Source organism: Pseudomonas sp. NPDC098747 (assembly GCF_044760045.1).
GTDB lineage: Bacteria > Pseudomonadota > Gammaproteobacteria > Pseudomonadales > Pseudomonadaceae > Aquipseudomonas.
In genome coordinates this window covers 31,981-53,740 of the sequence record NZ_JBIWAL010000040.1, presented here as the reverse complement: position 1 = coordinate 53,740, position 21,760 = coordinate 31,981, and the positions used below count along the sequence as shown (strand labels likewise).

General features: G+C 55.0%; 29 protein-coding genes. All 29 read right to left on the bottom strand.

Annotated elements, in window-relative coordinates; all coding sequences use genetic code 11:
* Nucleotides 1–622 (bottom strand): hypothetical protein (locus ACIQVE_RS21465; protein ID WP_402811841.1); only part of this gene is annotated, 622 nt, incomplete at its 3' end.
* A gap of 12 nt (nt 623–634) precedes the next feature.
* On the bottom strand, nt 635–1,201 hold the full coding sequence (locus ACIQVE_RS21460) for a DUF2612 domain-containing protein (protein WP_402811839.1): 567 nt from the start codon (nt 1,199–1,201) through the stop codon (nt 635–637).
* Entirely contained in the window at nt 1,198–2,364 is a 1,167-nt protein-coding gene (locus ACIQVE_RS21455; protein WP_402811837.1) for a baseplate J/gp47 family protein, read from the bottom strand. Before ACIQVE_RS21455 ends, ACIQVE_RS21460 begins: the two co-directional genes overlap by 4 nt.
* Nucleotides 2,351–2,695 (bottom strand): hypothetical protein, encoded by a 345-nt coding sequence (locus tag ACIQVE_RS21450; protein ID WP_402811835.1) that lies wholly within the window; start codon nt 2,693–2,695, stop codon nt 2,351–2,353. The genes ACIQVE_RS21455 and ACIQVE_RS21450 overlap by 14 nt, the downstream gene beginning before the upstream one ends.
* Entirely contained in the window at nt 2,692–3,327 is a 636-nt protein-coding gene (locus ACIQVE_RS21445; RefSeq protein WP_402811833.1) for a hypothetical protein, read from the bottom strand. Before ACIQVE_RS21445 ends, ACIQVE_RS21450 begins: the two co-directional genes overlap by 4 nt.
* Complete coding sequence (locus ACIQVE_RS21440) at nt 3,324–4,217, bottom strand: baseplate hub protein (protein ID WP_402811830.1); 894 nt, start codon at nt 4,215–4,217, stop codon at nt 3,324–3,326. The genes ACIQVE_RS21445 and ACIQVE_RS21440 overlap by 4 nt, the downstream gene beginning before the upstream one ends.
* On the bottom strand, nt 4,214–4,513 hold the full coding sequence (locus ACIQVE_RS21435) for a hypothetical protein (RefSeq protein WP_402811827.1): 300 nt from the start codon (nt 4,511–4,513) through the stop codon (nt 4,214–4,216). Before ACIQVE_RS21435 ends, ACIQVE_RS21440 begins: the two co-directional genes overlap by 4 nt.
* A complete protein-coding gene (locus ACIQVE_RS21430) occupies nt 4,510–5,046 on the bottom strand; it encodes a phage baseplate protein (RefSeq protein WP_402811825.1) in 537 nt (178 codons plus the stop codon). Before ACIQVE_RS21430 ends, ACIQVE_RS21435 begins: the two co-directional genes overlap by 4 nt.
* The gene (locus ACIQVE_RS21425) at nt 5,043–6,644 is read right to left on the bottom strand and encodes a hypothetical protein (protein ID WP_402811823.1); all 1,602 of its coding nucleotides are present in this window, start codon (nt 6,642–6,644) and stop codon (nt 5,043–5,045) included. The genes ACIQVE_RS21430 and ACIQVE_RS21425 overlap by 4 nt, the downstream gene beginning before the upstream one ends.
* 142 nt (nt 6,645–6,786) lie before the next feature.
* A complete protein-coding gene (locus tag ACIQVE_RS21420; RefSeq protein ID WP_402811821.1) occupies nt 6,787–7,242 on the bottom strand; it encodes a hypothetical protein in 456 nt (151 codons plus the stop codon).
* Nucleotides 7,243–7,244: 2 nt separating this feature from the next.
* Nucleotides 7,245–7,688, bottom strand: coding sequence for a phage tail fiber protein (locus ACIQVE_RS21415; RefSeq protein WP_402811819.1), 444 nt, complete (start codon nt 7,686–7,688; stop codon nt 7,245–7,247).
* Between the two features lie 12 nt (nt 7,689–7,700).
* Nucleotides 7,701–9,200 carry a DUF3383 domain-containing protein gene (locus ACIQVE_RS21410; protein WP_402811816.1) on the bottom strand — a complete coding sequence of 500 codons (1,500 nt, stop codon included), beginning with the start codon at nt 9,198–9,200 and terminating at the stop codon, nt 7,701–7,703.
* On the bottom strand, nt 9,197–9,697 hold the full coding sequence (locus tag ACIQVE_RS21405; protein ID WP_402811813.1) for an LIC_12616 family protein: 501 nt from the start codon (nt 9,695–9,697) through the stop codon (nt 9,197–9,199). The genes ACIQVE_RS21410 and ACIQVE_RS21405 overlap by 4 nt, the downstream gene beginning before the upstream one ends.
* Nucleotides 9,694–10,089, bottom strand: a complete 396-nt coding sequence (locus tag ACIQVE_RS21400) for a hypothetical protein (protein WP_402811810.1) — start codon at nt 10,087–10,089, stop codon at nt 9,694–9,696. Before ACIQVE_RS21400 ends, ACIQVE_RS21405 begins: the two co-directional genes overlap by 4 nt.
* A complete protein-coding gene (locus ACIQVE_RS21395) occupies nt 10,076–10,531 on the bottom strand; it encodes a hypothetical protein (protein ID WP_402811807.1) in 456 nt (151 codons plus the stop codon). Before ACIQVE_RS21395 ends, ACIQVE_RS21400 begins: the two co-directional genes overlap by 14 nt.
* Nucleotides 10,531–10,905 (bottom strand): DUF4054 domain-containing protein, encoded by a 375-nt coding sequence (locus ACIQVE_RS21390; protein WP_402811805.1) that lies wholly within the window; start codon nt 10,903–10,905, stop codon nt 10,531–10,533. The genes ACIQVE_RS21395 and ACIQVE_RS21390 overlap by 1 nt, the downstream gene beginning before the upstream one ends.
* The gene (locus ACIQVE_RS21385; RefSeq protein WP_402811803.1) at nt 10,902–11,252 is read right to left on the bottom strand and encodes a hypothetical protein; all 351 of its coding nucleotides are present in this window, start codon (nt 11,250–11,252) and stop codon (nt 10,902–10,904) included. Before ACIQVE_RS21385 ends, ACIQVE_RS21390 begins: the two co-directional genes overlap by 4 nt.
* 2 nt (nt 11,253–11,254) lie before the next feature.
* Nucleotides 11,255–12,262 carry a hypothetical protein gene (locus ACIQVE_RS21380; RefSeq protein WP_402811800.1) on the bottom strand — a complete coding sequence of 336 codons (1,008 nt, stop codon included), beginning with the start codon at nt 12,260–12,262 and terminating at the stop codon, nt 11,255–11,257.
* A gap of 8 nt (nt 12,263–12,270) precedes the next feature.
* On the bottom strand, nt 12,271–12,741 hold the full coding sequence (locus tag ACIQVE_RS21375) for a hypothetical protein (protein ID WP_402811797.1): 471 nt from the start codon (nt 12,739–12,741) through the stop codon (nt 12,271–12,273).
* A 16-nt stretch (nt 12,742–12,757) separates the two neighbouring features.
* On the bottom strand, nt 12,758–13,945 hold the full coding sequence (locus ACIQVE_RS21370; protein ID WP_402811794.1) for a DUF2213 domain-containing protein: 1,188 nt from the start codon (nt 13,943–13,945) through the stop codon (nt 12,758–12,760).
* 132 nt (nt 13,946–14,077) lie between these two features.
* Entirely contained in the window at nt 14,078–14,827 is a 750-nt protein-coding gene (locus ACIQVE_RS21365) for a phage minor head protein (protein WP_402811791.1), read from the bottom strand.
* A gap of 28 nt (nt 14,828–14,855) precedes the next feature.
* Entirely contained in the window at nt 14,856–16,376 is a 1,521-nt protein-coding gene (locus tag ACIQVE_RS21360) for an anti-CBASS protein Acb1 family protein (protein ID WP_402811789.1), read from the bottom strand.
* Nucleotides 16,373–17,779: a PBSX family phage terminase large subunit gene (locus tag ACIQVE_RS21355; protein WP_402811786.1), complete on the bottom strand. Its 1,407-nt coding sequence runs from the start codon at nt 17,777–17,779 to the stop codon at nt 16,373–16,375. The genes ACIQVE_RS21360 and ACIQVE_RS21355 overlap by 4 nt, the downstream gene beginning before the upstream one ends.
* Nucleotides 17,779–18,573, bottom strand: a complete 795-nt coding sequence (locus ACIQVE_RS21350) for a terminase small subunit (protein WP_402811783.1) — start codon at nt 18,571–18,573, stop codon at nt 17,779–17,781. Before ACIQVE_RS21350 ends, ACIQVE_RS21355 begins: the two co-directional genes overlap by 1 nt.
* A 37-nt stretch (nt 18,574–18,610) precedes the next feature.
* Nucleotides 18,611–18,910: a DUF1364 domain-containing protein gene (locus ACIQVE_RS21345; RefSeq protein ID WP_402811780.1), complete on the bottom strand. Its 300-nt coding sequence runs from the start codon at nt 18,908–18,910 to the stop codon at nt 18,611–18,613.
* A complete protein-coding gene (locus ACIQVE_RS21340; RefSeq protein ID WP_402811778.1) occupies nt 18,910–19,497 on the bottom strand; it encodes a DUF1367 family protein in 588 nt (195 codons plus the stop codon). The genes ACIQVE_RS21345 and ACIQVE_RS21340 overlap by 1 nt, the downstream gene beginning before the upstream one ends.
* Nucleotides 19,490–20,440, bottom strand: a complete 951-nt coding sequence (locus ACIQVE_RS21335) for a ParB/RepB/Spo0J family partition protein (RefSeq protein WP_402811775.1) — start codon at nt 20,438–20,440, stop codon at nt 19,490–19,492. Before ACIQVE_RS21335 ends, ACIQVE_RS21340 begins: the two co-directional genes overlap by 8 nt.
* A complete protein-coding gene (locus ACIQVE_RS21330; RefSeq protein WP_402811772.1) occupies nt 20,430–20,789 on the bottom strand; it encodes a hypothetical protein in 360 nt (119 codons plus the stop codon). The genes ACIQVE_RS21335 and ACIQVE_RS21330 overlap by 11 nt, the downstream gene beginning before the upstream one ends.
* The gene (locus ACIQVE_RS21325) at nt 20,782–21,741 is read right to left on the bottom strand and encodes a DUF1376 domain-containing protein (RefSeq protein WP_402811770.1); all 960 of its coding nucleotides are present in this window, start codon (nt 21,739–21,741) and stop codon (nt 20,782–20,784) included. The genes ACIQVE_RS21330 and ACIQVE_RS21325 overlap by 8 nt, the downstream gene beginning before the upstream one ends.
* Nucleotides 21,742–21,760: the final 19 nt, after the last annotated feature.

Below are 21,760 nucleotides of genomic sequence, written 5' to 3'. Positions count from 1 at the left end.
CGAAATAAAAACCGGTCGTGTCCAGGTCATTTAGATCCGTGTTGGAGATAAGCGCCGACGCAGCCCCTATTCCAAATGCGCCCACTTGCATGAGCTTGCCTACGGTTGCATCAGTCGGAGACAACTGAGATTTATTCTTAAGTTTGAGCGGCGTGATGGCCGTGGCATCGCTGGTACCTGCGGCGACCTCAGCATCAGTTGCAATGCGAATTACACCGGCAACCGATTCTGTCGCCGGAGGCACGACAACAATTGCACGCCATGACGATCCCAGCCCCACGTTTGGGTCTGAGTTATTGTCATCAACCACCGACATCACTTCGGTCACGCCATCGTTGAGTACGATTCGATGACCGATGTCATAAGTCAGCGCCGGATTGAATTTGTACCGGCCACCCGCCTGCTGGAACACCGTATGTTGCGATAACAGATTGAGCGCACCGTTCATGTCGTCGCGTTGCGGAGCCTTGCCGCCAGTTTCTAGCGGCTGCTGCGTCTCGGGCGGAAAGCCGCTTTCCTGCGACATCCGCCCATGCCCTGCCTCGGCAGCAGTTACAGGCGGGAGCACCTTGCTAACAGAATCCTCTGCCAAGGGTTTTAAAATCAGATCAGGCTGATCCATTGTTCTAGACCTCTATGGAGCGATGGGTTCTTCAACCCACGTGTAGGAAACGCAGCCAGGGCGCGGAATCATCCAGTCAAGGTTCATGACCGTCCGTTCCCATGGCAGCAAAATAAATCGGAAGGTGTACTGGATCTGCATCGGGCCGGTTTCGAGGACGTACACATCCCCTCGCCCCTTGAACACCAGCGACATGAAGCGATTGATGGTGGGAATCGTGGCGTTGCTGATGTTCGAAGCAGCCTTGAGCATCAGGAACTTGCGGTACGCCTCATCCTCCAGACGGTAGTTGCGCGTGAGACCGCCCGCATCGAACGCGGCGTGGTTGAACGGCTGCAGGCCACTGCCGGCGAAACCGAAGCTGTTGACGGCGGAGATTTCGACGATCCGACCGAGGCCGAGAATCCGCCCCCAGTTGTCCAGCCCCCAGCCCTGCGCCTGGCTGATATCGAAGACCTTGCGGAAAAACAGTTCGATGTCTTGCGTCGGGTCAAGCTGCTTGGCCATGCCCTGAACCAGCTTGATTAGGCGCGGGCTCGATGAGTATTGAGACTGGATTGTCTCTTCGGCGGTGATCATGCGAACACCGTCAGGACGTCGGCCAAATTGGGCAGCTGGTTCGCATTGACCTCGATACTGTTGAGCTGGCCACCGCCGATGCTCAGTGTCACCGATACCAGATCCTCAACGCCGGCACTGATGACCGGCGTGTAGAAGCGCGAGGCGTATAGCGTGGAGGCCATCCGCACGCGGTCGACCGAACCGCGCCCGTAGAAGTTGTCCGTCACCGCCTTTTTGATCTTGTCGGCGATATCGCTGGGCGTGGTATCGGTGGCCTTGATTGTCGCGGTCAGCGTGATATTGAGGTTCGCGGGAACTTCGTAGTTGTAGGTGTACGTCGCCAGCGGATAGGCCGGGTCGACGTGCGTGATAGGTGTATTGCCCATCGTGGCGGCGCCACCGTCTTTCTTCTGGTAGATGGCCTTGGCGATGTCAGCACCAGCACCACCCGCTGCAGCAATAAAAAACGTGTGCGCAGGGATGGTCACGCCATGCTCAGTGATGGGTGCGCCCTTGTAGTTCTCGATCACAATTGAATCGATAACGCCCGTAACAGCGGCCACGGCGCCGTTGATGGCCACCGCTCGGCCTTGTGAGTTGTTGGCCACACTTGCCTTTCGCCGCGCCTCGAACTCTTGAGGGCTTTCAATTAAGCGCCCCTCTACGCCAGCAGCAGGATTGTCGACGGTGTCCCAACCAGGAACCGTTGTGATGATCGTGGTGACGCTGTTGGCAGGAATGACAATCGGGCCTTCCTCCACCGTGCGAAACGACACCAGAACGCGACCCGTTGGCGGGATCTCCACCGGAGCCACCGTCACCAGTCGCATTCCGGTTGCCGCCTGTACGGTACCCGAAACAGTCGTCCCCGCCAGCCCGGTGCAAAGGCATTCAACCAGTGTCGGAGCGGCACCCAGACGTTCCTGAAAGTAGATCTGGCCGAGAGCGTCTTGCCAGATCCCTTCATTCGCTGCAGGGTTAAACTGGTTGGACAGGTACAGCACCTGACGATCCTTGTCCGCCACCAGCGCAGTTTGTGAATCGATCAGTTGGCCGATGGGCGAGCCGGCGGAAACATCGACATCATTACCCAGCGCCTCTCTCCAAAGCGCTTCGGTCTCCGCTCGAATGACCGCCGTGTCGTCAGCGTAGAGGCCCGTCGCAGGATCAAAACGCAACATTTACAGTCTCTCCGAAGGTCTCAATAGAAATGACACCAGTCGCCACGCGCTGAACAACCGAGAACGCGGTCATGGTCGCGGAGTCCACGTGCCTCACCGCGAGAGCGGCGCGAATCAGGCGTTCTTTCACGACGTCCGGACTTGGGCGATGACCCAGACTGATATCGAAGTGCGGGACGCCCTCGGTCTGATTGAAATAGGCGTCCTGTGTGAACAGCCGAATGGCGTTGGCCACCGACTGCGCCACGGCCAAAGGACCGGACGCCATCGCGAACTGGCCGGATGCATCCAGCTGCAGATCCCACTCGGGAGTGAGCAGAAGAGTCTTCATTGCGGAGCGCTCGTAGGATCGCCGGGAGCCGCGCAGATGTGAGTGTGAGTGCTTAACGAGATACCGGTGCCGAGCACGTCGCCGGCGGCGGTAATGGTGCTATCGGTGGTCACCGCACCGGTGACATGCATGTCGCAATCAACTGTGAAGCCGCCCGGTGCGACCAGCTTGGCTTTCCCGTCCTGAGTCAGTTCAAGGAACACGGTCGGCGTTTGGTTCAGCACCCAGCCCACATACAGCGCGTCACCCTGATCGAACGTGCGCAGGCTTCCGGGCTGGCCAGCGCTTTTTGTCAGCTTGACCGTGGATATGTCGCGCTGGGCAAACAGCGCGATACCGATGTCGCCCGGTACCGGATCAATGATCAATGCAGCAACACCACCCTGCACGCGTGAATAGGGCACGTCGTAAATCGGCTGCGGCGGCAGCGTGTTGCCCTCTCCATCGATCTGCGGCACCAGCGGCGTGACAGCCACTCTGGGGGCTGCGGGGCTCGGGTCGACCTCATCCACCCGCACCAGCGTGCAGGTGTTGAGGGTGCCCGCCAGCATGCGCTCGACCAAGAAGCTGATGGCGTTGGTGGGCGAGTTCGCGCTACTGAGTTTCTTCGCGCCCTTGACCGGCTCGCTCATGCTTTTTCCTTTCTGTCTTTTTGGGTCTTGCCGTCGTGCGAGGCTTCCATTTCGGTGATCCAGGCATTGTCGGAACCGGGAATGTTGGCTTCGATCTGGTGCGACAGCTTGGTGATAATCCAATCGCCCGACGCCATGGGGACAATGGACTGCACGTTGATCAGGCCGCCCAGCTCCGCGTCAGGCTGGTAGTAGCCCTTGAGCTTGATGCCGTCCGATCCGAACGTGGGATAGCCGATCATTCCGGTTTCTGCGCTCATCGGGACCGGCTTGTTACTGCCCACAAACCCATCGGGCGGCGCGATCCGCAGACGGTTGTCGTCAATGAACAATTGCACGCCGGCATTGCGGCAAGCGGTGCGAGCCTTCTCGATAGGCGAGCCGTTGAGGATGGGATTCAGCAGCGAAGCCGTGACGCCAAAGTTTTCGAACTGGTATCCGATATCCTTCGCGATGCCGCTGACGATCTCTTCAATCGATACAGAGCCGCGAATGGACATCGGCGCCGCGGGCGTGACGCTCGGGTAATAGCCGGCCAGCGCCTCGACAACGAACGCGATATCAGGTGCCGAGTTGTAATCGGCAAAGGCGCTGGTGATCTCGCCCGCAAAGGCTATGGACGTCGAACCGCCCACCACACCTGCTGAAATCTGGATGAGATTTTTCTGCACCTGCAGCGGGCGGAAATTGAGCGTCGTCAGTCTGGCCATGTCATCCGGCAACAGGCCGAAGATCGTCACCGACGCGCCGTTTTTATCTGGCAAGCCCGGCTTGGTGATCTTGCAGCGCGTGGCAAGGCCGTTGACGACCTTGGTATTACCGCCCGCCGAGAACTGGCCTGCGCCCAGCGTAAAGCGGACCTCTATTTGCTTCTGCGTGAAGCTGGTCATAGTTCATCCTCAGATAGGTACAGCAAGACCCAGCGCGTATCAAGGCCGTGGTATTGGGGAGGTTCGTTGCCTTGGGTGTCGACAAGGAACAGTCCTCCCTTAAAGGGCATGGTTTTAAATTGCTTGATGTTGGTTCTGTTGTTGCAAATAGCGCCGCTGATGACGCGAGCGGTGCCCACGTCTACATCCATGTACATGCGCTCGCCCTTCTGTCGTAGGGTCAGCGTGACGTTTTGATCATCAAGAATGATTTGCAGGTTTTGACCAGGAACTGGGGACAGAGGAACTTCGATCATTTCGACCAGCCCCCGAGAATGCTTTGTCTAGGCGGCTTTGGTTGTTGCTTGCCCTTCTCTTCTGTCGAGGCGTCTGATTTGTTCTTGGCTTTGTCAGCGCTGATCGGCTTGGACGAGCCGCCGACCGGGGAAACCGAGATGCTGGTATATCGCGCCTCGATCTGGCGTATTTCTACAAGTCCAAGTTCGAGCTCCAGCAAACCAACAGCCCCGCCTTCCTTAAGCGTGTAATTCAAAGATTCAATGTTGCCGTCAAGGTATGTGTAAAACGGCGTCGTCACGTTCACCAGCTCGACCCCAGCGGCATAACGTTGGATCACGAATAGGATGTTACGCAGACGCTCAGGCGATCCCGTAATTGCAACTTGCACAGGGATGGACCAAGGCGAAACGACCTTATTGGCGGAAAAGAAGCCGCCTTTTTCGACGGGGTATCGCGTGTCTTTCGCTTCAAACTTGTAGCTCATCCCGAGGAATGAACTGATCGGAGCGATGGGCTTGTTATTCACGGCATCGGTGATTTCGTAGGTCATTGCATAACCCCCGAATCAACTGAATTAACCAGACCTTGCAGCTCGGTATTGGTCGCGCCGTTGAGCGCAGACGCAACGCCTTTGCCGTCCGTGGCTTGCGTGTTTACGGTCACGCTGCCGACCGACTGAGTGACGGTTACAGTCTTATTGCCCGCACCCGCGCCAGCGGCAATGGCGGAAGGCGAAACGGCGTCTTTGGCAGTCGGCGCACCGGCCCCTTTCGCACCAGGTGCGCCCACCTCCGCGCCCTCTTCATCGCCGCCAACGCCGAAAAATTTTGCGATACCGCCGACGACCTCGCCCATGCCGCTAAACTTTTCGCTGATCCAATCAAAAAAGGGTTGGGCCAGACTCTTGATGCCTTCCCATAGATTTGTGAATACGTCGCCGAGGCCAAGCACCGTAGATTTAAGAAACTCAAAGTCACCTGTGAACAGCCCTTTAAGTATCCCAAATGCGATTTTTGCAGGCGTAGTCAGCAAATCCCAGACGCTGGTAAATATTTGCGCAAGGCTGTCGAATATCGGTTTGATGCCGGCCCAAAAAGTATCGAAATCTCCAAGCACAGAACCGATGGCCGACTCGCCGCCATCCATCCAGACCATGAAGTCTTCGACGAGCAAGCCAATTGCAGCAGATACCAAGGCAATAATTCCTACCATTGCTATCAGCGGTAGGTTGGCCAGAACAAACATCGCACCCGCTCTAAGTGACGCCATACCGAACTTAATCATCGCAGCTGCGGCGGTCATGACTGCGTTTCTGTAAATGACGCCGAATGCTGTCGCAGCCACTCCGAGCGCCACAACAATTACTGTCCCGTGGTCTTTGACAAAATCGCCTATCGCCTTGAAGCCCTTCCCTACCGCGCTTGCAACGACTGCTACCACTTCGGCCAACATCGAGAGCGCCGGCATGATCATCGTTAAAATCGGGATGGTTGCGCGTTCGATGTCAGCTTTTGTTTTTTTCATGCTGTCTTGGAGCTTTTTAGCTTGCTCGACATCTTTGTCAGTCATCCCCCCTTTTTCTTTTTGCACCTTGATCAGTTCCAAGGTGGCTTCTCTGCCTCCGTGAATTGACTTAATGGTCGCAGCATCGATCCCCATTGTTTCACCAATGGCCACCGCCTCGCCGATGGTCATCTTGCTCAGGTGGTCGGATAGGTCAAGCATCACATCTGATGACTTACGCATGTCGCCGTTGGCGTCGCGCATGCTGATTCCGAACTTCTCGAAAGCATCAGCACCAGGGCCACCGAATCCGGCGGCGAATTCACCCACCGCCGAGTTGAGATTACCCAGAGAGTCATTGAAGCCCTCTACGGTGCCGCCCTGCGCCGCCACTGCCTGGCCCATGGCGTTGATCTGCTCGACATCTTCGCCGAGGGAGTCGGCCAATACCCCCGCCGCGATGGCTGCGTCGAAGCTGGATTTCATCAAACCGGTGAACAAGGCAATACCGCCAATTGCCGCAAAGATACTGAGCGCGTTTGCCTTCATCGTTTCAAGGGCACCTGTAGCCTCTTTCGCTCCTTCTTCAATGCCGGACGGGTCGAGGGCATAGGTAACAATGAGTGCATCAATAACGGTGGCCATGCTCAGTCCTTACTCTTCATCGCGATACGCTCATTCGCATTGTTCACGCGGATGATCTCGACCATGTTCAGCGCGTCCTCAAAGGAGTAGTACTCCTCAAGTTCGCGCAAGGTTGCGTGCTTGTTGCTGGTGATAACGCCGATTAGCCCGGAGACGTTGGCGTAGCTGTAATACCGGCGACCGTCATCTTCTGGCCCATCGATTTCGAGAGCTTGCCGAAGTCTAAAAAACTGAAGTTCAGCTTCGCCGCCTCCATACGCAATTTGAAAAGTGTCTTTACGTCTTCGATGTGGACGTCAGCGTTCGATACAGACAGGTGTTCGAAGTGGTCGCCGACCATGACTTCGCAGCAGGCCAACAGCTCGTCGTAGAGCGGCTTGGCGTGCTCATAGCTCACGCCAGACAGCGCCTTGATGCCTGCAGATGCAGCGGCGTCGGTGCTGCCAGCAAAGACAGCAGGATCAAGATCGGTATGCCCGACCAGCAAAAGAGCTCGTGCGATCCATGCTTCAAGCTTGGTCGCCGGCATCTGTGTAATGCGGAAACTCTTGTCTTCGCCGCCGTCGTTAACGCTGATTGTGATTACTTTGCGAGCCATGATTACCAGTCCTGAATGTCGAGTGATTCGAAGTCGAATTTGAAGGTGCGGATATCGAGAACTTTCTTCACGTCCGGAACCGATTTAAGGCTTTTCAATACGCCGTCTTGGAAAGTCCACGTCTGACGTAAGCCCGGTACCGAGAACGACAGCGATAGGTGATAAATCGCCATGTTCTGGTGACTGCGGGCGTTGACCAGGTCGAGTGCTTTTGCGGCTTCGCTGATTGCCTCAAGCGACAGGGTCAGTACCTTGATGGACGGCACGTAGCCGGCCACCATCTTTCCGTCCACACCCATGCGGGTTTCTGCGACGGTCTCTTCGTCCATCGCAATGGCGGCGTCAGTGGCGTAGTTCTCGAGGAGAAAACCATTCGGAAACAGCTCATCAACCGTGATGATGCCGGTGGAGTTCGCCGAGGTGATGTTGCCCTTTCTTCCTGCCATGTCATGGGCTCCTTAAACGATTGCGCGGGACGCCACGACAAGCTTCTGAATAGAGCCGCCGTAGGTGTACCAAAAATTGATAATTGGGCTCTGCCGGTCCTTGCGGGCGACGGCGCCCGGATCAAGGATCTGGATGAAGTAGCCGCTGGTTTGCAGCTGGGACGAGATGTCCATGCCAGCCTGTGCCGCGATTTCGGCCTTCTGCGATTCGCTGAGGGTGATACCGGTGTCGATGATGCCGGCGCTCAGGGCGCGCAGGATCGGATCAAGCATCCACGCCCGCACCAGTGCATAGCCCTTCGCGTTATGCGGGGAACGACCGACACTCGACAGGCCGCTCATCAGCGACACCTGCAGCGCGTTGTTCAGCCAGATGGCATTGAGGTAGGTATCCACCCACAGATAACGACCAAACATCTGGCCAGGGTAATGGAACTTGAACTGGTCGTTCGCCGTGGCCCAGTCGCCGTAATAGTTGAACCCGTTTTCGGTCAACTGGTTGGCGGTCGCCTCATCAGTCACATTGAAGACGATGCCGTCCTGCGCCTTAAAGGCGGTCGTGATGGCGCCGTCAGGGCGGTTGTAGTCAATCGACGCCGCCACGCCCATCAGGAACGCGGCGTATTCGATTTCGCCGTACTCGCCCGCTACGCCCGACAAGTCCAGGTCCTGAATCTGGCGACCGATGTTGTCGGTGTTGCCCTGTTCGATGAGGTTCGGGTTGTCCTCGTACAGCACGTACAGATGGCGCACACCCTGATCGCTCGACCACTTGGCGAACTCCAGCTGCTCAGGCTCAGTAGGGATCGAGGTCACCTTGCCTGAGGTGAACGTCACCCAGTTGGTAGTCACCCGCTTGACGGCGTCCATGCACGCTGTAGGCGATTGGGCGAGAGCGCCTTGGAATGGCATCCCCGATGCCAAGCCCAGCGCCAAGGCGGCATCGCCGGTTGGCACGGCGATAACGCCTTCGGTGGCTTTGTGACTGGAGCCAATGGTGAAACGCTTCGAGACACCATCGTAGGTGCACACCGAAGCGAGCCAAAAAGGATCGGCGGATGCAGCGGCAATCATTGCAGCCTGAACAATGGCGGCGATGTCGGAAAACGAAGTGGCTGCGCTGAAATCCAGATCGCTGATGGTTTCGGATTCGCCACCCATGGTTAGCGTAAGTTCGCCGTCGCTGACGGCCTTCAGCTCAACCAACGACAGATGTTTAACACCGATGACATAAGGGGGCGTCGCTTCAGCTGTCCAGCGAGCGATAAACAACGCCCGCGGTTTGATCGGGCTATTGTTGTAGCCGCGAAAGTAGATGCTGATCGGGGCCAGGATGTCGGCGTCTGGCGGGAAAACCGCCTTTGCATCTTCGGCTGACGCAAACGCCCAAACCGCACCAGGAGGAATCAGCGGAGTGTCGTAGGCAAAGAGCCCGTTCAACTCCAGATCGGTACCACCCGGCACCAATAGTCCCGGATTGACTTCAACAATAGCCGAGGCTGGAATGCTCATTGGATTACCTCAGTTGTAAGGGTTGCATCGTCGAACCACGGCACGGCGACGCTGGTTTCGTCCCAGTAGGAAATGGTAAGGGTGATGACGTAGCGGACGGCGAACTGATCGGTGCCGTCGGGCTTGGTCATCTCCCGTGGGGTATCAGCGAACAGCGGCGCAATGCCGTAGGGCTCGAGGAAGTCACAGAACCGGGCGGACCGGCTCAGTAGTTCAAACTTGCCCGCATTGGCCGCAGCGTCGGCGCCGACGAAATCGATCTGCACCATGGTTTCGCGCAGGACACTGTCGGTCTCTTCGCCGTCTTCCTCGGTGTCCGGATCGAACGCGAAGTCGGTCGAGTTGGTGCCTCGGCGCCCAGTGTTGATCAGTGTCATCACGGCGTAGCTGTGCGGCGGTAAAGCCACCCGATTAGGCCAAGCGCGCAGGATGTTCTCTGCTGGTGTGGATGCGAATTTTTCGACCAGGTCGTACATGGCGCCGAGAACGTCGATCATGGGTAGGCCACCCCAACAGGCCCGGTCACCTGCAGAACACCGCGCACGCACACCCAGCCGGCCTGCGAAAAGTCTTCCGGTACCGCATTGATCAGCCACCATTGGTTACGCGCATAGATCATGTCGCCGCCGGTACCATCGGGACGGAAAACGCCGCGCCAGTCGCCATTGAGGTAGAAGTGCAGAAGCTTGCTGTTGTCTCCGACGCGATCAATTAGTTTCAGCGCCGCATCACTGACAGATTGCACTCGCGCCATGGTGGGAAATGCTGGCGCGTAAGTCGGCGTGATTTTCCCTCTGTCATTTGTCTGGCCAGTGCAGCGGAAAAGCACGACCTCTTCTTGAGGCGTTACGCTATTGAGAAACCCGCCCACGAGATTATTCAGATTCACCGGGCACCACCTCGTGCTTGACGCTGTTCAGCATCAAGGTTGAATCGATCAAAGGCCGGTCTTGCTTACTGCGCTTGCGCTCAATCGTGGACGGCGCGTTGCCGCCCTCGCCTGCGATTTTGAGAATGGTTGACTGGATGTCTTTGGCCATTTGCTCGCCCAGAACATCCAGCGCCCCTTCGACGCTGTTAGCATCAAGCTGATTAGCGAAACCGTTCTTCCAGGCACCAACACGCTCAGAGACGGTTCGGCGCATGAATGAGCGCGCTGGAGTTTGCTCGTTGCCGAACTCCTGCACCCCTGCGACCATCGCTGCATCTGTGCCGTCTGGATATTTCGTATTTTCCAGAATGCCCACACGCACGCGCGCGCCCTTCGCAGCTGCAAGCTTCTTCAACGCCGCTTTCAGCTTTTCACCGCCTAATACCTTGGCTCCGCTCATCACTCCACCCACAGAAACGAACGATAAGGGGCTGTTGACTGCCATGCCTCTTGACCGTATGAGGTTTGCAACCACCAGGCTTCACTACCGATGGCGACAGGGGCAGAAATGGATATGTTGGTTGAGCCCTGCCCAGCCGAAACAATCTGGCCGACCATGTTCGGATCGCGCCGACCTATCGTTTCGATATGAGCGGTAGCGAGATACAAAATCATCTCGCGAGGATCGACAGGAATTTCAGAACCAGCCGTATTATCGATCTGCATCGCGGCACGATTGAAGCTAGCGTGCAAGGAAAGATCGGGATATTCGGGCTCAGGAAAAGCCCCCGGAAAAGTTAACCGAAACTTCGCCGGGCTGAATTCGACTATCACTTACGGGCCTGCTGGGCTGGAGCGTTTTTAACGTCAGGATCGTCGTTGCGTTGAACGCCTGGAACGTTGTCCGGGTCCATCTTTTCCAGACCGGTTTTTTCATCCTTGATTTCATCGGCTTGGGCCTTCGCTTCCTTGTCGTTTTTCGACGCGAAAATAAAGCCCCTCTTGATCGCAACGTGCTTGCCGTAGACCTTAAGCACGCCCTCCCATAGCTCGTCAGCAATATCGTTTTTGCTGCAACCAGGCACAAGGCTGTCCGGGTTATCGTCAGCTTTTTTGATGATCACAACGGAGGTGCCGATAGTGAACTTCAGGTCTCGCGGAAGCTTGGAATAGATAATCATGGTCAGATCCCGATCATGGTAGCGATGGCGTTCGGTTGATACATGACCGCCCCGAAATTTGCGCCTGAGTACTTCTGACGCAGACTCGAAAGATCGCGGACTACGCCGTGAGCTTTCAGCAGCTCGACATAGCCAAGCTCGCCAGTTTTCTGACCCATGACGTCATGCGCGATGAGCATTGCCACCCTGCCGGCGGCGGTATCCATCTCGACGGCGCTGACGATTTCCATGTTCGGATAAGCTTTCTTAAGCGAGACCACAACGGACTCACCATAAAGGCTCTTTTTGTCCAGCTCGGCCTCGGAGTCGGTATCCAAGATCAGCGACATCTTGGTCTTCTTGTTGACGCGCCCACGGTTCTGGCCAACCAACGTTTTATAAAGCAGCTTTACGTCGGCATAGATCTCTTGATCATCCTTGTCAGCCCATTCCAAATCCGAACTGGTATTTGGAAGTGGTGGAATAGCTGGGTTTAGGCGTGGATCGTTCAAGATGCCCCAGTTCGCCAAATTCTGAACGCCGTAGAACCAGATGCTGTTATGCGCCGTCTTCATTACCAAGGCAGCTGCATCCTGCTTCTGGCTGGCAGCATCAATTTTGCCCTGCGCCATGACGGCTAATTCCAGATCCCCCCAAGTGACAATGGTCTGAAAGTAAAAGGCTTCACGACTTGGCCAGTTGGCGTTGAAGCCTGCATGGCCGTCGCGCCCATAATCAGCGTATGCGCCGACAGCGCCTGTGTGCTCGATCATCGGAAAGGTCGCCGTCATGGTGCCGTAACCACCCATGCGAGAAGGGTCGAATACCTCTTCGGCGCCGAGCTTCTCGGTCAATACCTTGATCAGCTTCGGGGATGTGTACTGCGTCATCCATGCAGGTACGCCGTTGTTCGGCGTGGTGACTAACGCGGCATCCTGTGCAATGCGCGCCCGCGCCGTATCGTCCAGCCACTGCCGTGGAAGGCCGCTGATACCGATCCGCTCAAGTCGTTGAAAGTCTTGACTGCTCATAGTGCGCCTCAGTGCTTGGAAATAACGATTGCACTGCCGGCTGCGCCTGTACCTGCAACCTTCGTGACGGTGAAATCTGTTTCGGTGTGGTCGGCGATGCTTGAACCAGCCGCACCGGTTGAAATGGTCCCGTTCAAGTTCGAGGCGAAGACCTTTTGCTTGACGGAGGCGGTGGTTTTCGAAACGGCATACCAATCACCGTCAATTACACCGGTTGCGTTGAAGCCAAGCGGGATGATGTTTCCGGCCTCTTTGAGAAAGCCGCCGAACACCCCAGTTTGATCACGCATACAATAGGCATCCGGCTTACCAGCCCCCAATGGCGAGAACGTCTTACCGTTCGCGCTACCCCACAGGAACAAGCCAGGTGCGCACGCATCCTTGGCTTGCTTCACGATGGTGGAGAACGGATTTGCGCTGGCCGGATCGCCCGGCAGGCCCTCGACAAGGCCGGTACCTACTTTCTGTTGAAAAGGCACTTTTATTTCTCCTTACTCAATGGAAACGACCGAGGTCTATATCGGCGAGAACACCAGACGGTTTCGCGTCCTGTGCAATCAATGGCGGCTGGCGCTGGTTGTTTAGAACAGCAACCATGCTTTTGTGTGACTCCGCCGGATAGTCCTTTGGGTTCATTCCCTTTTGCTCTAGCGCGAATGCGTAGATACCTCCCGCACTATCGAAGGCTGAAACAGTCACTGGGCCAACCAGAGGCCGAACCTCTTCAGCTGCTACTTCCTTATCGCGGAAGTGCGCCATTACGTTGGCTGTGATTTTCTTTTCATCAACCGCAATGACTGGAGTTTCTTTTTTTGGAGTCACTTGCAACTTCTTATCCGATGCCATTGGCTCTTTCTTCGGAGGGTTCGCAGGATCTTCATCGTTTGCGATATCTTCGGCAGGCTCAGAAGGCGCGAGCGATGCAAGTTGCTGCTTTAGCTTCTCAATTTCAGCAGTAAGAATCGCGATTGGATCTTGATCGCCCGCAGGCTCATCCTTGGGCTTTTCTTCAGCATCCAAGGCCTTTTCAATTTCATCAGCGGTAATAGCCTCATCCTTGGCTAGAAGACCTTTGCCGGAAAGTAGCTTTGCCAGCGCTAGCGCCTTATCTTTAACGCTCATCATTACACCTCTTAAAAATGGGTTCGAATCCGCCACTACCACATCGGAGCCGGCGCGACCTTCTTCGACCAGGGCGACGTGATTACCCCGAATGTTCTTCATGCGCAGCTCGTAAGCCTGACCTTCGAAAGTTCCTTTTTCGATTACCGCGTCATAGCGATAACCGGCACTCAATTCCTTTTGCTTGTTTGATTCAATCAGCGCAATTGCCGTCGCATCATGGAAGACAATCGCGTTAACGATGTACGGATCTTCCCAAGCAGCACTGGTCCCGGTTGTACCTACCCGCAACGCCTTCTGTGGGTCAAATGCCGAATCCTCTTTATGCTTTATGAGGATCGGCAATCCATTAAATGTACTTACAGCTTTCTCAAGCTCATCAGCTGGACGCAGTACCTGATAGATTCTGTCCGGCTCAAGGTCGAGACTTTCCCACTCTGGTATCTCTCGCCCGTAGTAGGGATTTACCGTCGCTTTAGTTAGCGCGGAAACCTCAACATGCAAAAATCCATTTTCATCAGTTCTACGCGCTGAATCATTCGCTAAAATAGCTTTATTCATGATGCGCTTTGCAAATCCACAACAAGAGAACGCATGAGCCCCACGAAAAATCGTGAAACCGCGAAAAGATAAATAAACGTCTATATATATTTAGCCAGAAGATCGGAGAAAGCAATAAGGATTTGTATATTATTATTCGAAGCCGGGAATTACAGGCGCCGCCATGCACGTACAGTTGATTTCTTCGCCCGGTTGAATCCATTCACCATCAATAAACATACCCTTTTCCAAATCAAACTCTTTGCCGCTTGCCGCCAAATGACTAGCGCGCGGTTCTTTTGAAGCATGCGTGTGTACCCAAAGTGCCTTTTTTATTCCTAGGTCCAACTGTCTGGAACGGTTAATTACCGAAGCAGCTTTATTCGCCTGATCCCGCGCAATGAAGTCTGCGCGCTTATCAGTAACGCCGCCTATTGATAAAAGATCCTTTTTTAATGCCTCAAGGTCGCGACCATTCGACATGGCCCGCATAACCGCACCTTCGATCTGCTCAAAGTACTTTGATGGAATCGATTTAATCAGGCCGACGTTTTCTTTGGTCATTGCTGTAAGCGTATTTTGTGTCCTCCTCGACATCTGCGGCTTTACGGTCGGCATGAACTCTTTAAGCGAGCTGAACAGGCTGGATGTCGTCGTGGTGTCAGCAGTATTGATAAACCACTTCGCCAGCCCTTCTGCCCTATCCCCGTAAAACCCCTTCCATTTTCGGGTCAGCTTTGAAAGTAACTTTTGCGCCTCGGCTGCCGGACTGGCATCACCGACCACTTCACTTTCCCGACCTCGATACATGGCCGTTAGCCACCACTCGACACTTGTGAACATGCCCTGATTGAGCTGCTTCAGCTTCTGAGCGTATCGGGACTTCAGTGCTGCGTTTGCCATCGGTGGCCGAGCAACCAAACCGCCCGACTTAGACTTGAGGTTCCGGAACGATGTCGGTCGGCTCGGCGGTTTCTGTTTCGAGTCCATCAATCAATTCCTCTTCAAGCGGTGCGAGTTCGTCCAATCCCGTAAAGCCACTTTCTTCGTCTGCGGAAAGCCGCTCCCTGACCTCCTCGGGCAGCACCACACCACGATCCAGATAGATGGCATCGGCGTCGGCATTGGTCTTGCGGATGTCCGCCTGCTCGGTCGGATCGGATTCTTTCAGTGGCTCCCACACTTCGGTGATACCTGGAGTGATCGAACCAAACTCGGACAGCTCGACTAGCTCTCGCGCCATCTTGAAATTCTTGAAATACAAGATCTCCTGCCACGTCCGGATCTTGTCGTAGAAGTTGCGCATATCCCCCTCACCGGTCGCGCTGAAGCCTTGCGGGGCTGTGCCGAATAGCTTGGTAACGGGAATGCCTGAAATGAGCGCGAGCAGCTCAAGCTGTTGACCGACCAGATCCTTAAGGCCAGACATGGGCGTATCGATCTGGAACATCTCTTCACTGGTTTTGTCGATGATTGCCATGCCCAAGGTGCGCTTTGCCCCTAACATCATCTTGGCGCGCCTCTGGAGCTGCTCCTTGCCGCCCGGAAGCATGACCTGCTTTAAGTCGGTCTTCAGACCAAGAAGCGAGAAGTTGTGAACGATCTCCGCCGAAGCATCTCGCGAGCTTTCGAAGTTTTGCACGTAGCGCAATGCTAGTTGCACCAGTGGAATCCCGAAGAAGTTGTAGGCCGGCTTGAGCATGAGGCTGGGGATGTTGTTGGTGAAGCAGAGGAACCGGCTGATGTGAACCTCAACACCCTGCACGATCCATGTATCTGGCCGGAAGTACCTCGGCGACAACGGGTTCGAAGCGTCATAAAGCCCTGGATAAACCTGCATCGGCTCGACTATGGTTAAGGCCTTCAACTTGCCCTTGCCAATAGTCTTGTCCGATATCACAAGTGGAGTGACCAGCTCTTCGTCGGTGGCACCAACGTCGATGAACAGGAGGCAACCACCTTGAAAGCCGACCATCTCGGACGCGGCCTTGAATACATCGCGTAGCTCCCATTTCTCGCAGGCGTCCGTAACGCGCTTGATGTCGTCGTCCTTTACCTTTTTATCAACGCCCTGGAGCGTCACCCACTTACGTGTTGATTCATCACTGATGGTGTCCACGATCAGCCGCATCAACGGGTTCTGCTGAAGGTTGGCCAGCGCAGGATATCCGGGAAAGGAAACACCAGATCCGCCATCAACTTGGGCAATGCCACCCATTGCCTGATCTGCGGAATACACGCCCGCGCTATCGAGTGCGGCGTCCATTGCCAAGCGCGTCGCCTTCCCCTTCTCACTGGCATCACAGAGATTGATGGGGGGCTTCCACTGATCTGACATTACGACATCCTTACTGCTTGTTCCGCCATCAAACACCGTTGCTGCAAGCGCACTGATATCCATAGGGGGCATATCGGCGGCTATCACCGGGTTACGTTTTTTCTTACGTCTCATTCAAATATGCTCGCTACTTCTTCAGAAATATTTAAACCGCCTTGGACTTCAAGCTCATTCGAGAAGCACATCACCAATGCATCGGCCAAGTTAGGCGAGCTGACTCCGCGCTTCTTCATGGCGCCCTTCCCTTCAACCTTTACTTTTCCGTTCACATACTCTCGTCGAGGCTGTGAGAGCTCCGCGCATAGCTTGTCGAGTCCAGGCAAATCACCAGCTAGCGAAATAACCTTTTCCTTGTCGTAAGGCCTGCCATTGACCGCATCAAATGTGCTCTTGAATCGGTCGGCCAACGTCCACCAAGCCTGCGCCTTGAGATTCAAAAACATGTCTTGGTTTTTCTTGCCCGGCGCGTAATCCGATTCAGAGTGAATGACCGCGCCGCCTGCATTGAAACCTTCCATTTCTGGCCCCCATCGACCGCTTTCGTGAGTTGCTGCTACCTCCTCCCGAAGCGCTCCCTTTGCGCCTGCGCCTACGCCGATGTTGTCGAAGATGATCAGATCGACACTGTGTTCCAGTGCTTCGGCATATGTGGCGCGTGCAGCGCTGTTGGGATCGTTGTCGCGCCATTCTTTGCAGGTGTTCACCAAAACCCCATGACGACCTATGGTTGCGTTGCTGTCCGGCCCTTCGTCGGCCACGTCGAACCCCATGAAACGACCGCCCGTGATTTCCCATCCAAGCACCAGGTGCGCGTTGATGGCAGCAGCAATCCAAGCCGGCTTGATGATCGCCAGCGCGCTATCTGCCACTGGCTCGCCGAGGTAAACATGGCGGAACAGTTCGTAATCCTGCTCCCGCATGATGTCGAGGTCGCGCTGCAGCTCGATGGGGAACCGTGGGTTGTCGGTGTAGTTGATCTTCTTAATGATTGTGTAGCGCTGGCCGTCGATGTATTCGGGGTATGGGCACGCGGTGACAAAACGCTTGTGAGTTTCGTCCAGCGGGTTCTCGGGGTTGTAACTGACCCAGATTTCTGAGCGATTCTTGCGCAGTGTTGGAATTAGAAACTTCCAGCTCGCAGCCGTAACATTGGCAGCCTCTTCCACCCAAGCAGCATCAAAGCCTGCATAACCTTTGAGCTTTTGCTGATTGCGAAACAGGCCGTCGAACTTGATCACGCCGCCGGATATATCGCAGTGAATTTCGTTACGAAGGATTCGGAAGTATTGCTCCTGCTCGCAACGCTCGATCTCATCAATGAACTCTTGGTACACAGAGTCATCAAGCGATTTCATGATTTCTCGGAAGCACACAAGGCGCCAGCCATAATGGAGAACGTTGTTTTTCAGAATGGCCACGAAAGTGCGTGTCTTCGCCGATCCGCGACCACCATAGGCAACCTTGAACCGCGCTGGCTGCAAGTAGTCGGCATATACAGGAAAGATCTCGGTCTGCATCACTCGCTCACTATTCTGTATTCGGGAGGAGTGAGCGGGCCTGCCGGTGTCACCTCAAGCCTGTCTTTGAACATGCCCTGATGACGCCCGAGCAGCTCGACGTTTGGCGTCTTGCTGGCCAGCTTCAATACAAAGTTTCCGTGCTTGTCCCATGACCAGCCGACTATGGCCCTACGGACATGCTCTGGCAGTTTGGCGATGTCAGCAGGCTTTTCTACACGCACACTGCCAATGTCCGCAGGGTCGTAATAGGCCATCGCGGCAAGCTCTGACAGCACGCGATCCTGAGCCATGCTCGCCCGAGCTGAACGGTTAGCGATGGCAACTGCGATAGCATCGGCAACTGGGGTTTTCTGTAGTAGGTCGCGACCGATGCTCGATGCTGACTTGATGCTGTATTTGGCACGGATGGCAGCCTGAGTTGCATTCAAATCGATTAAGTACTCTTCGACGAAACGCTTCTGTTTTGGGGTCAAGGAGCTTGACTCACCGATTTCATCTACGTCATCTGCATACCCAACCGGCTCTACAACGCAGGTATCCAAACTGGTATCCAAGCTTTCATGGATACCAACTTTGGATACCTGCTTGGATACCGCTTTGGATACCTTCAGAGCCTTCTTGGAAGAAGCCTTTTTGCCAGTCCCCCGCTCCCATCCATCGCGCTTTGCACGCTTGTTGATTGCTCCATGAGTAACATCATGCTGGGCAGCTATATCCCGAAGCGTGACTACCCCTTCTCGGTACTCTTGCTCGATGCGATACCAGTCAACGTCTTTCTTCGCGCCGCTCACGATGCCCTCCGTGACGGTACATCAATTGGCTTTCCGATCATGCGGCTACAATCCCTTCGCTGATCAAGATTGCTTGAGTGCGCATAACGCCCTCGGCGTGGTACTGGCGAGCCTCTGCGCGGTCGTCGGCGCTTCTTCGGCTATCAACGTAGTCATGGCAAGCAGAGCACGCCCAGGCGCCCTGCAGGTCGTTTGGCTTCATACCCATGCCGCACGTACCGGCCATGCGGTAATGAGCAAGCACGGTGGTTTCGGGATTGCCATTGCATACGCCTGGAATGCGAATCTGGCATTCGCGACCACGGGCAGCTTTGGTCAATTTCGTTTGCTTCGCCATTACGCATAACCTCCGATCATCGCGGCAGCGTCCATTGCACCTACTTCGCTGTCGAAGTGGGCAGACAACACCAGACGCCAGCACACGTTGAACACGTCGCGGTACAGGGCCTCAAATTCGACATCGTCCATGCAGGCCCAACTGATCGACTTACGCTCCCGGCGAACACCGTCAGGCGTGTACACCAGATGAAAATGACCGGCCTCGATCGTTACCCAATCACGGAAGGATTCGCGGCTCTTGTCGACAACCGAATACCGCTCAGTGCGGGCCTGCCTGAGCCCATCGACGTATGCAGCGACCGCGACCGATAACTGTCCAGGTCGGTTATTTTGAGCTTCAAAGAACTTCGCCAGACCGTTGATGCCGCGCATCTCCTGACGTGGTATCAAGCCTCCAGCGGGCTCCCAGTAGTCATAAGCAAGGTCAAGCATCGAAAAGAACTTGCCGTGAAATTTCGGGTTGCGCATCTTCGTGAACTTGCCATGGATGACCGTCCCGAGCTTCCACTTCTGGATGACTTCGCGATCAGCTTCGGTGGCTGGTACCAATCCGTGCGCCGTGCGGACTAAGGCGATTTCAGCCATGACTACCACCCCCCCCCAATTCACCTTGTGCGGCTTGAGCTTCACGCAAGCGCTGCTTTTCAGCCTGCTTGAAGCGAGCGGCCTCCATGTCACCGTGGACATCAAGGATCTTGCGAAGAGCCTTTGCAGGTACTTCAACCATCTCGGTTTCATCTTCGTCCGCGATCCCTTTTTCGGCTCTGGCCTTGGCGATCTTGTACAAGTGCGTGTGGACGGCCTGAGGGAGTGACGACTCGAAGTTATCCAGTTCGGTAATGACGGCGCTGGTGATCTTCGATGGGAGCGATTTACCCTTGATGCTGCCCATCGTTACTTTCTTGCCACCACGCTTTTGAAGAGATTCTTCAAGTACAGTGGCGGCGCGCTCGCCATGCTCACGAATGGTCTTAATAGCTGTATCAGCACCAACCGCATTCGAGCGCACCAGAGAGCGAACACTTTCACTTGCATAAGCAAGCAGCAAGTAATCGGCTACGTGAGTTCGGCTCTTGTTAACAATCTCTGCGATTCGATCCACACCTACATTTAAGGATTCAAGTTGCTTATAAACTTCTGCCTTCTCCAGCGGGCGCAACTCAACCTGATTATTGCTGGTAATGATACGCGCTATACGAGCCTCAGGGCCTCCCTTGAATTGAACAATGTTAATCAAATCAACCGGGAGACCTTCAGCGATCAATCGACCATATGCTTCGTGGCGGCGGTAACCTTCCACAATTTCAATATTGCCGCTTGACTCGTTGATGTGGACCTCTACAGCCGGCACTATCCCGCCATTGCGCAGATGATTCACCAGGTCGTTGATCTTCTCTTCCCAGTCGCCGTCATGGTCGCGCGCATTCCAAATCGGCACAAGTTTATTGTAAGCAACCTGCAAGCCAGTTCGAGCACGGATAATTATCTTATCCCCAACCAATTTTTCCAAACTAAATTTAACTGCCATTTGTTTCACCTCGATTCTTTAAGTTATTGCGAATAGCTTCTAACGCTGACTCGGCGACTTCAGTCGATCTATGTGACTCAGGTAACGGGGCGTAAGGCTTTTCACCGTCAACAAACTTTTTGCACACTTCGCTAAACTTCCTTTTGAACAGATCCTCAACTTGGCCTTTGGGAAATTGGTTTCTATTCCGCAGGTTTTGCCATCCGGTCTGATGCGCCGCATCCCAGACAAGTCGATGAGACTTCTTGCCTGCGTAGCGTGATTCCGCCATGGCGCAGGCCTCTTCGAATGCTTGGTCCTCACACGGCACGCCGTGGATCGAAAGGAGTTGTTTCGCGAAGTTAGGCATTGCCATGCACCCCCGAAGTTCGTGGCCTGGAAAACAATTGCGCTCTGGCAGCTTCAGGATCGACGGGGACGCCGAGCGCCTCCCGAATTTGAGCCTGATTGATTTCGGCCAAGCGGTTTGCTCGATCCGCCTGCTCGCAGACAAGTTCCGGTGGGGATTGCTGTGTCACAGGGCGAACCGGGGTAACCGGGGTAACCGGTCTAGGGTTACCGGTCTTCGCTTGGGGCGTGGCCGTCGCAGGGGGTTTGGGGGTAAAGCTTTTTTTCTTATCTTTATCTAAATCTTTATTTGTAGTAGACGTAGTAGGCTTTTCCGTAGCTACAGTAGGTGTGGCGTAGCTGGCTACGTAGTTGCATATACCTTCTACTGTAGTGACAGAGCCGCCAGAGATGGCCGCTATCAGATCAGTTATGCAGCTGCTCTTGCAAAACCACTCTCCTTCCGAGCGGAATTCAGCGAGTAGCTCATGAACTGATACTTCGGACTTTTCTACGGTTTTTATCGTAGCTGCTACGGAAAGTTCTACGCCATGACTACGGCGTAGCTCGCTCAGCCTAGCCCATGGGTTCTTTGAGTATCCAATTTTCACCAGGTCAGAACTCGGCTCAGTAACGAAGTACACGTACCCCTTGAAGCCCAGGAGACTTTCGCTGCCCGGTAGATTCTTGCCACGCGGCGCAGTAAGCACAGCTGCTATATCTCGCTCAATCCTCAGATGAATCCAGCTTTCACCGTCATCCTCGAAGAACTCACTCAGCGCGCCTTGAATCTCTGGCCAGCGCTCGCTGGGTACGCGTGCAATTCTCGATAAACGAACTTTCGGAATCGGCTTTCCCGTCTGCCAGTAGTTAAAAATCAGCAACAGGTATGCGCCATGCTCCTCTGTCGTGAGGTGCATGGTGTCTGCCAGATAGTCAGCCACGTATAGTTGCATGTACGGAAGAGCGGCCATTAGGTGGCCCTCCAACAAA

Excerpts from the sequence above, each read along its gene's own strand:
- ACIQVE_RS21460 (WP_402811839.1), bottom strand. The coding sequence starts at position 1,201 with ATGATCACCGCCGAAGAGACAATCCAGTCTCAATACTCATCGAGCCCG.
- ACIQVE_RS21455 (WP_402811837.1), bottom strand. The coding sequence starts at position 2,364 with ATGTTGCGTTTTGATCCTGCGACGGGCCTCTACGCTGACGACACGGCG.
- ACIQVE_RS21450 (WP_402811835.1), bottom strand. The coding sequence starts at position 2,695 with ATGAAGACTCTTCTGCTCACTCCCGAGTGGGATCTGCAGCTGGATGCA.
- ACIQVE_RS21445 (WP_402811833.1), bottom strand. The coding sequence starts at position 3,327 with ATGAGCGAGCCGGTCAAGGGCGCGAAGAAACTCAGTAGCGCGAACTCG.
- ACIQVE_RS21440 (WP_402811830.1), bottom strand. The coding sequence starts at position 4,217 with ATGACCAGCTTCACGCAGAAGCAAATAGAGGTCCGCTTTACGCTGGGC.
- ACIQVE_RS21435 (WP_402811827.1), bottom strand. The coding sequence starts at position 4,513 with ATGATCGAAGTTCCTCTGTCCCCAGTTCCTGGTCAAAACCTGCAAATC.
- ACIQVE_RS21430 (WP_402811825.1), bottom strand. The coding sequence starts at position 5,046 with ATGACCTACGAAATCACCGATGCCGTGAATAACAAGCCCATCGCTCCG.
- ACIQVE_RS21425 (WP_402811823.1), bottom strand. The coding sequence starts at position 6,644 with ATGGCCACCGTTATTGATGCACTCATTGTTACCTATGCCCTCGACCCG.
- ACIQVE_RS21420 (WP_402811821.1), bottom strand. The coding sequence starts at position 7,242 with ATGGCTCGCAAAGTAATCACAATCAGCGTTAACGACGGCGGCGAAGAC.
- ACIQVE_RS21415 (WP_402811819.1), bottom strand. The coding sequence starts at position 7,688 with ATGGCAGGAAGAAAGGGCAACATCACCTCGGCGAACTCCACCGGCATC.
- ACIQVE_RS21410 (WP_402811816.1), bottom strand. The coding sequence starts at position 9,200 with ATGAGCATTCCAGCCTCGGCTATTGTTGAAGTCAATCCGGGACTATTG.
- ACIQVE_RS21405 (WP_402811813.1), bottom strand. The coding sequence starts at position 9,697 with ATGATCGACGTTCTCGGCGCCATGTACGACCTGGTCGAAAAATTCGCA.
- ACIQVE_RS21395 (WP_402811807.1), bottom strand. The coding sequence starts at position 10,531 with ATGAGCGGAGCCAAGGTATTAGGCGGTGAAAAGCTGAAAGCGGCGTTG.
- ACIQVE_RS21385 (WP_402811803.1), bottom strand. The coding sequence starts at position 11,252 with ATGATTATCTATTCCAAGCTTCCGCGAGACCTGAAGTTCACTATCGGC.
- ACIQVE_RS21380 (WP_402811800.1), bottom strand. The coding sequence starts at position 12,262 with ATGAGCAGTCAAGACTTTCAACGACTTGAGCGGATCGGTATCAGCGGC.
- ACIQVE_RS21370 (WP_402811794.1), bottom strand. The coding sequence starts at position 13,945 with ATGAATAAAGCTATTTTAGCGAATGATTCAGCGCGTAGAACTGATGAA.
- ACIQVE_RS21365 (WP_402811791.1), bottom strand. The coding sequence starts at position 14,827 with ATGGCAAACGCAGCACTGAAGTCCCGATACGCTCAGAAGCTGAAGCAG.
- ACIQVE_RS21360 (WP_402811789.1), bottom strand. The coding sequence starts at position 16,376 with ATGAGACGTAAGAAAAAACGTAACCCGGTGATAGCCGCCGATATGCCC.
- ACIQVE_RS21355 (WP_402811786.1), bottom strand. The coding sequence starts at position 17,779 with ATGCAGACCGAGATCTTTCCTGTATATGCCGACTACTTGCAGCCAGCG.
- ACIQVE_RS21345 (WP_402811780.1), bottom strand. The coding sequence starts at position 18,910 with ATGGCGAAGCAAACGAAATTGACCAAAGCTGCCCGTGGTCGCGAATGC.
- ACIQVE_RS21340 (WP_402811778.1), bottom strand. The coding sequence starts at position 19,497 with ATGGCTGAAATCGCCTTAGTCCGCACGGCGCACGGATTGGTACCAGCC.
- ACIQVE_RS21335 (WP_402811775.1), bottom strand. The coding sequence starts at position 20,440 with ATGGCAGTTAAATTTAGTTTGGAAAAATTGGTTGGGGATAAGATAATT.
- ACIQVE_RS21330 (WP_402811772.1), bottom strand. The coding sequence starts at position 20,789 with ATGCCTAACTTCGCGAAACAACTCCTTTCGATCCACGGCGTGCCGTGT.
- ACIQVE_RS21325 (WP_402811770.1), bottom strand. The coding sequence starts at position 21,741 with ATGGCCGCTCTTCCGTACATGCAACTATACGTGGCTGACTATCTGGCA.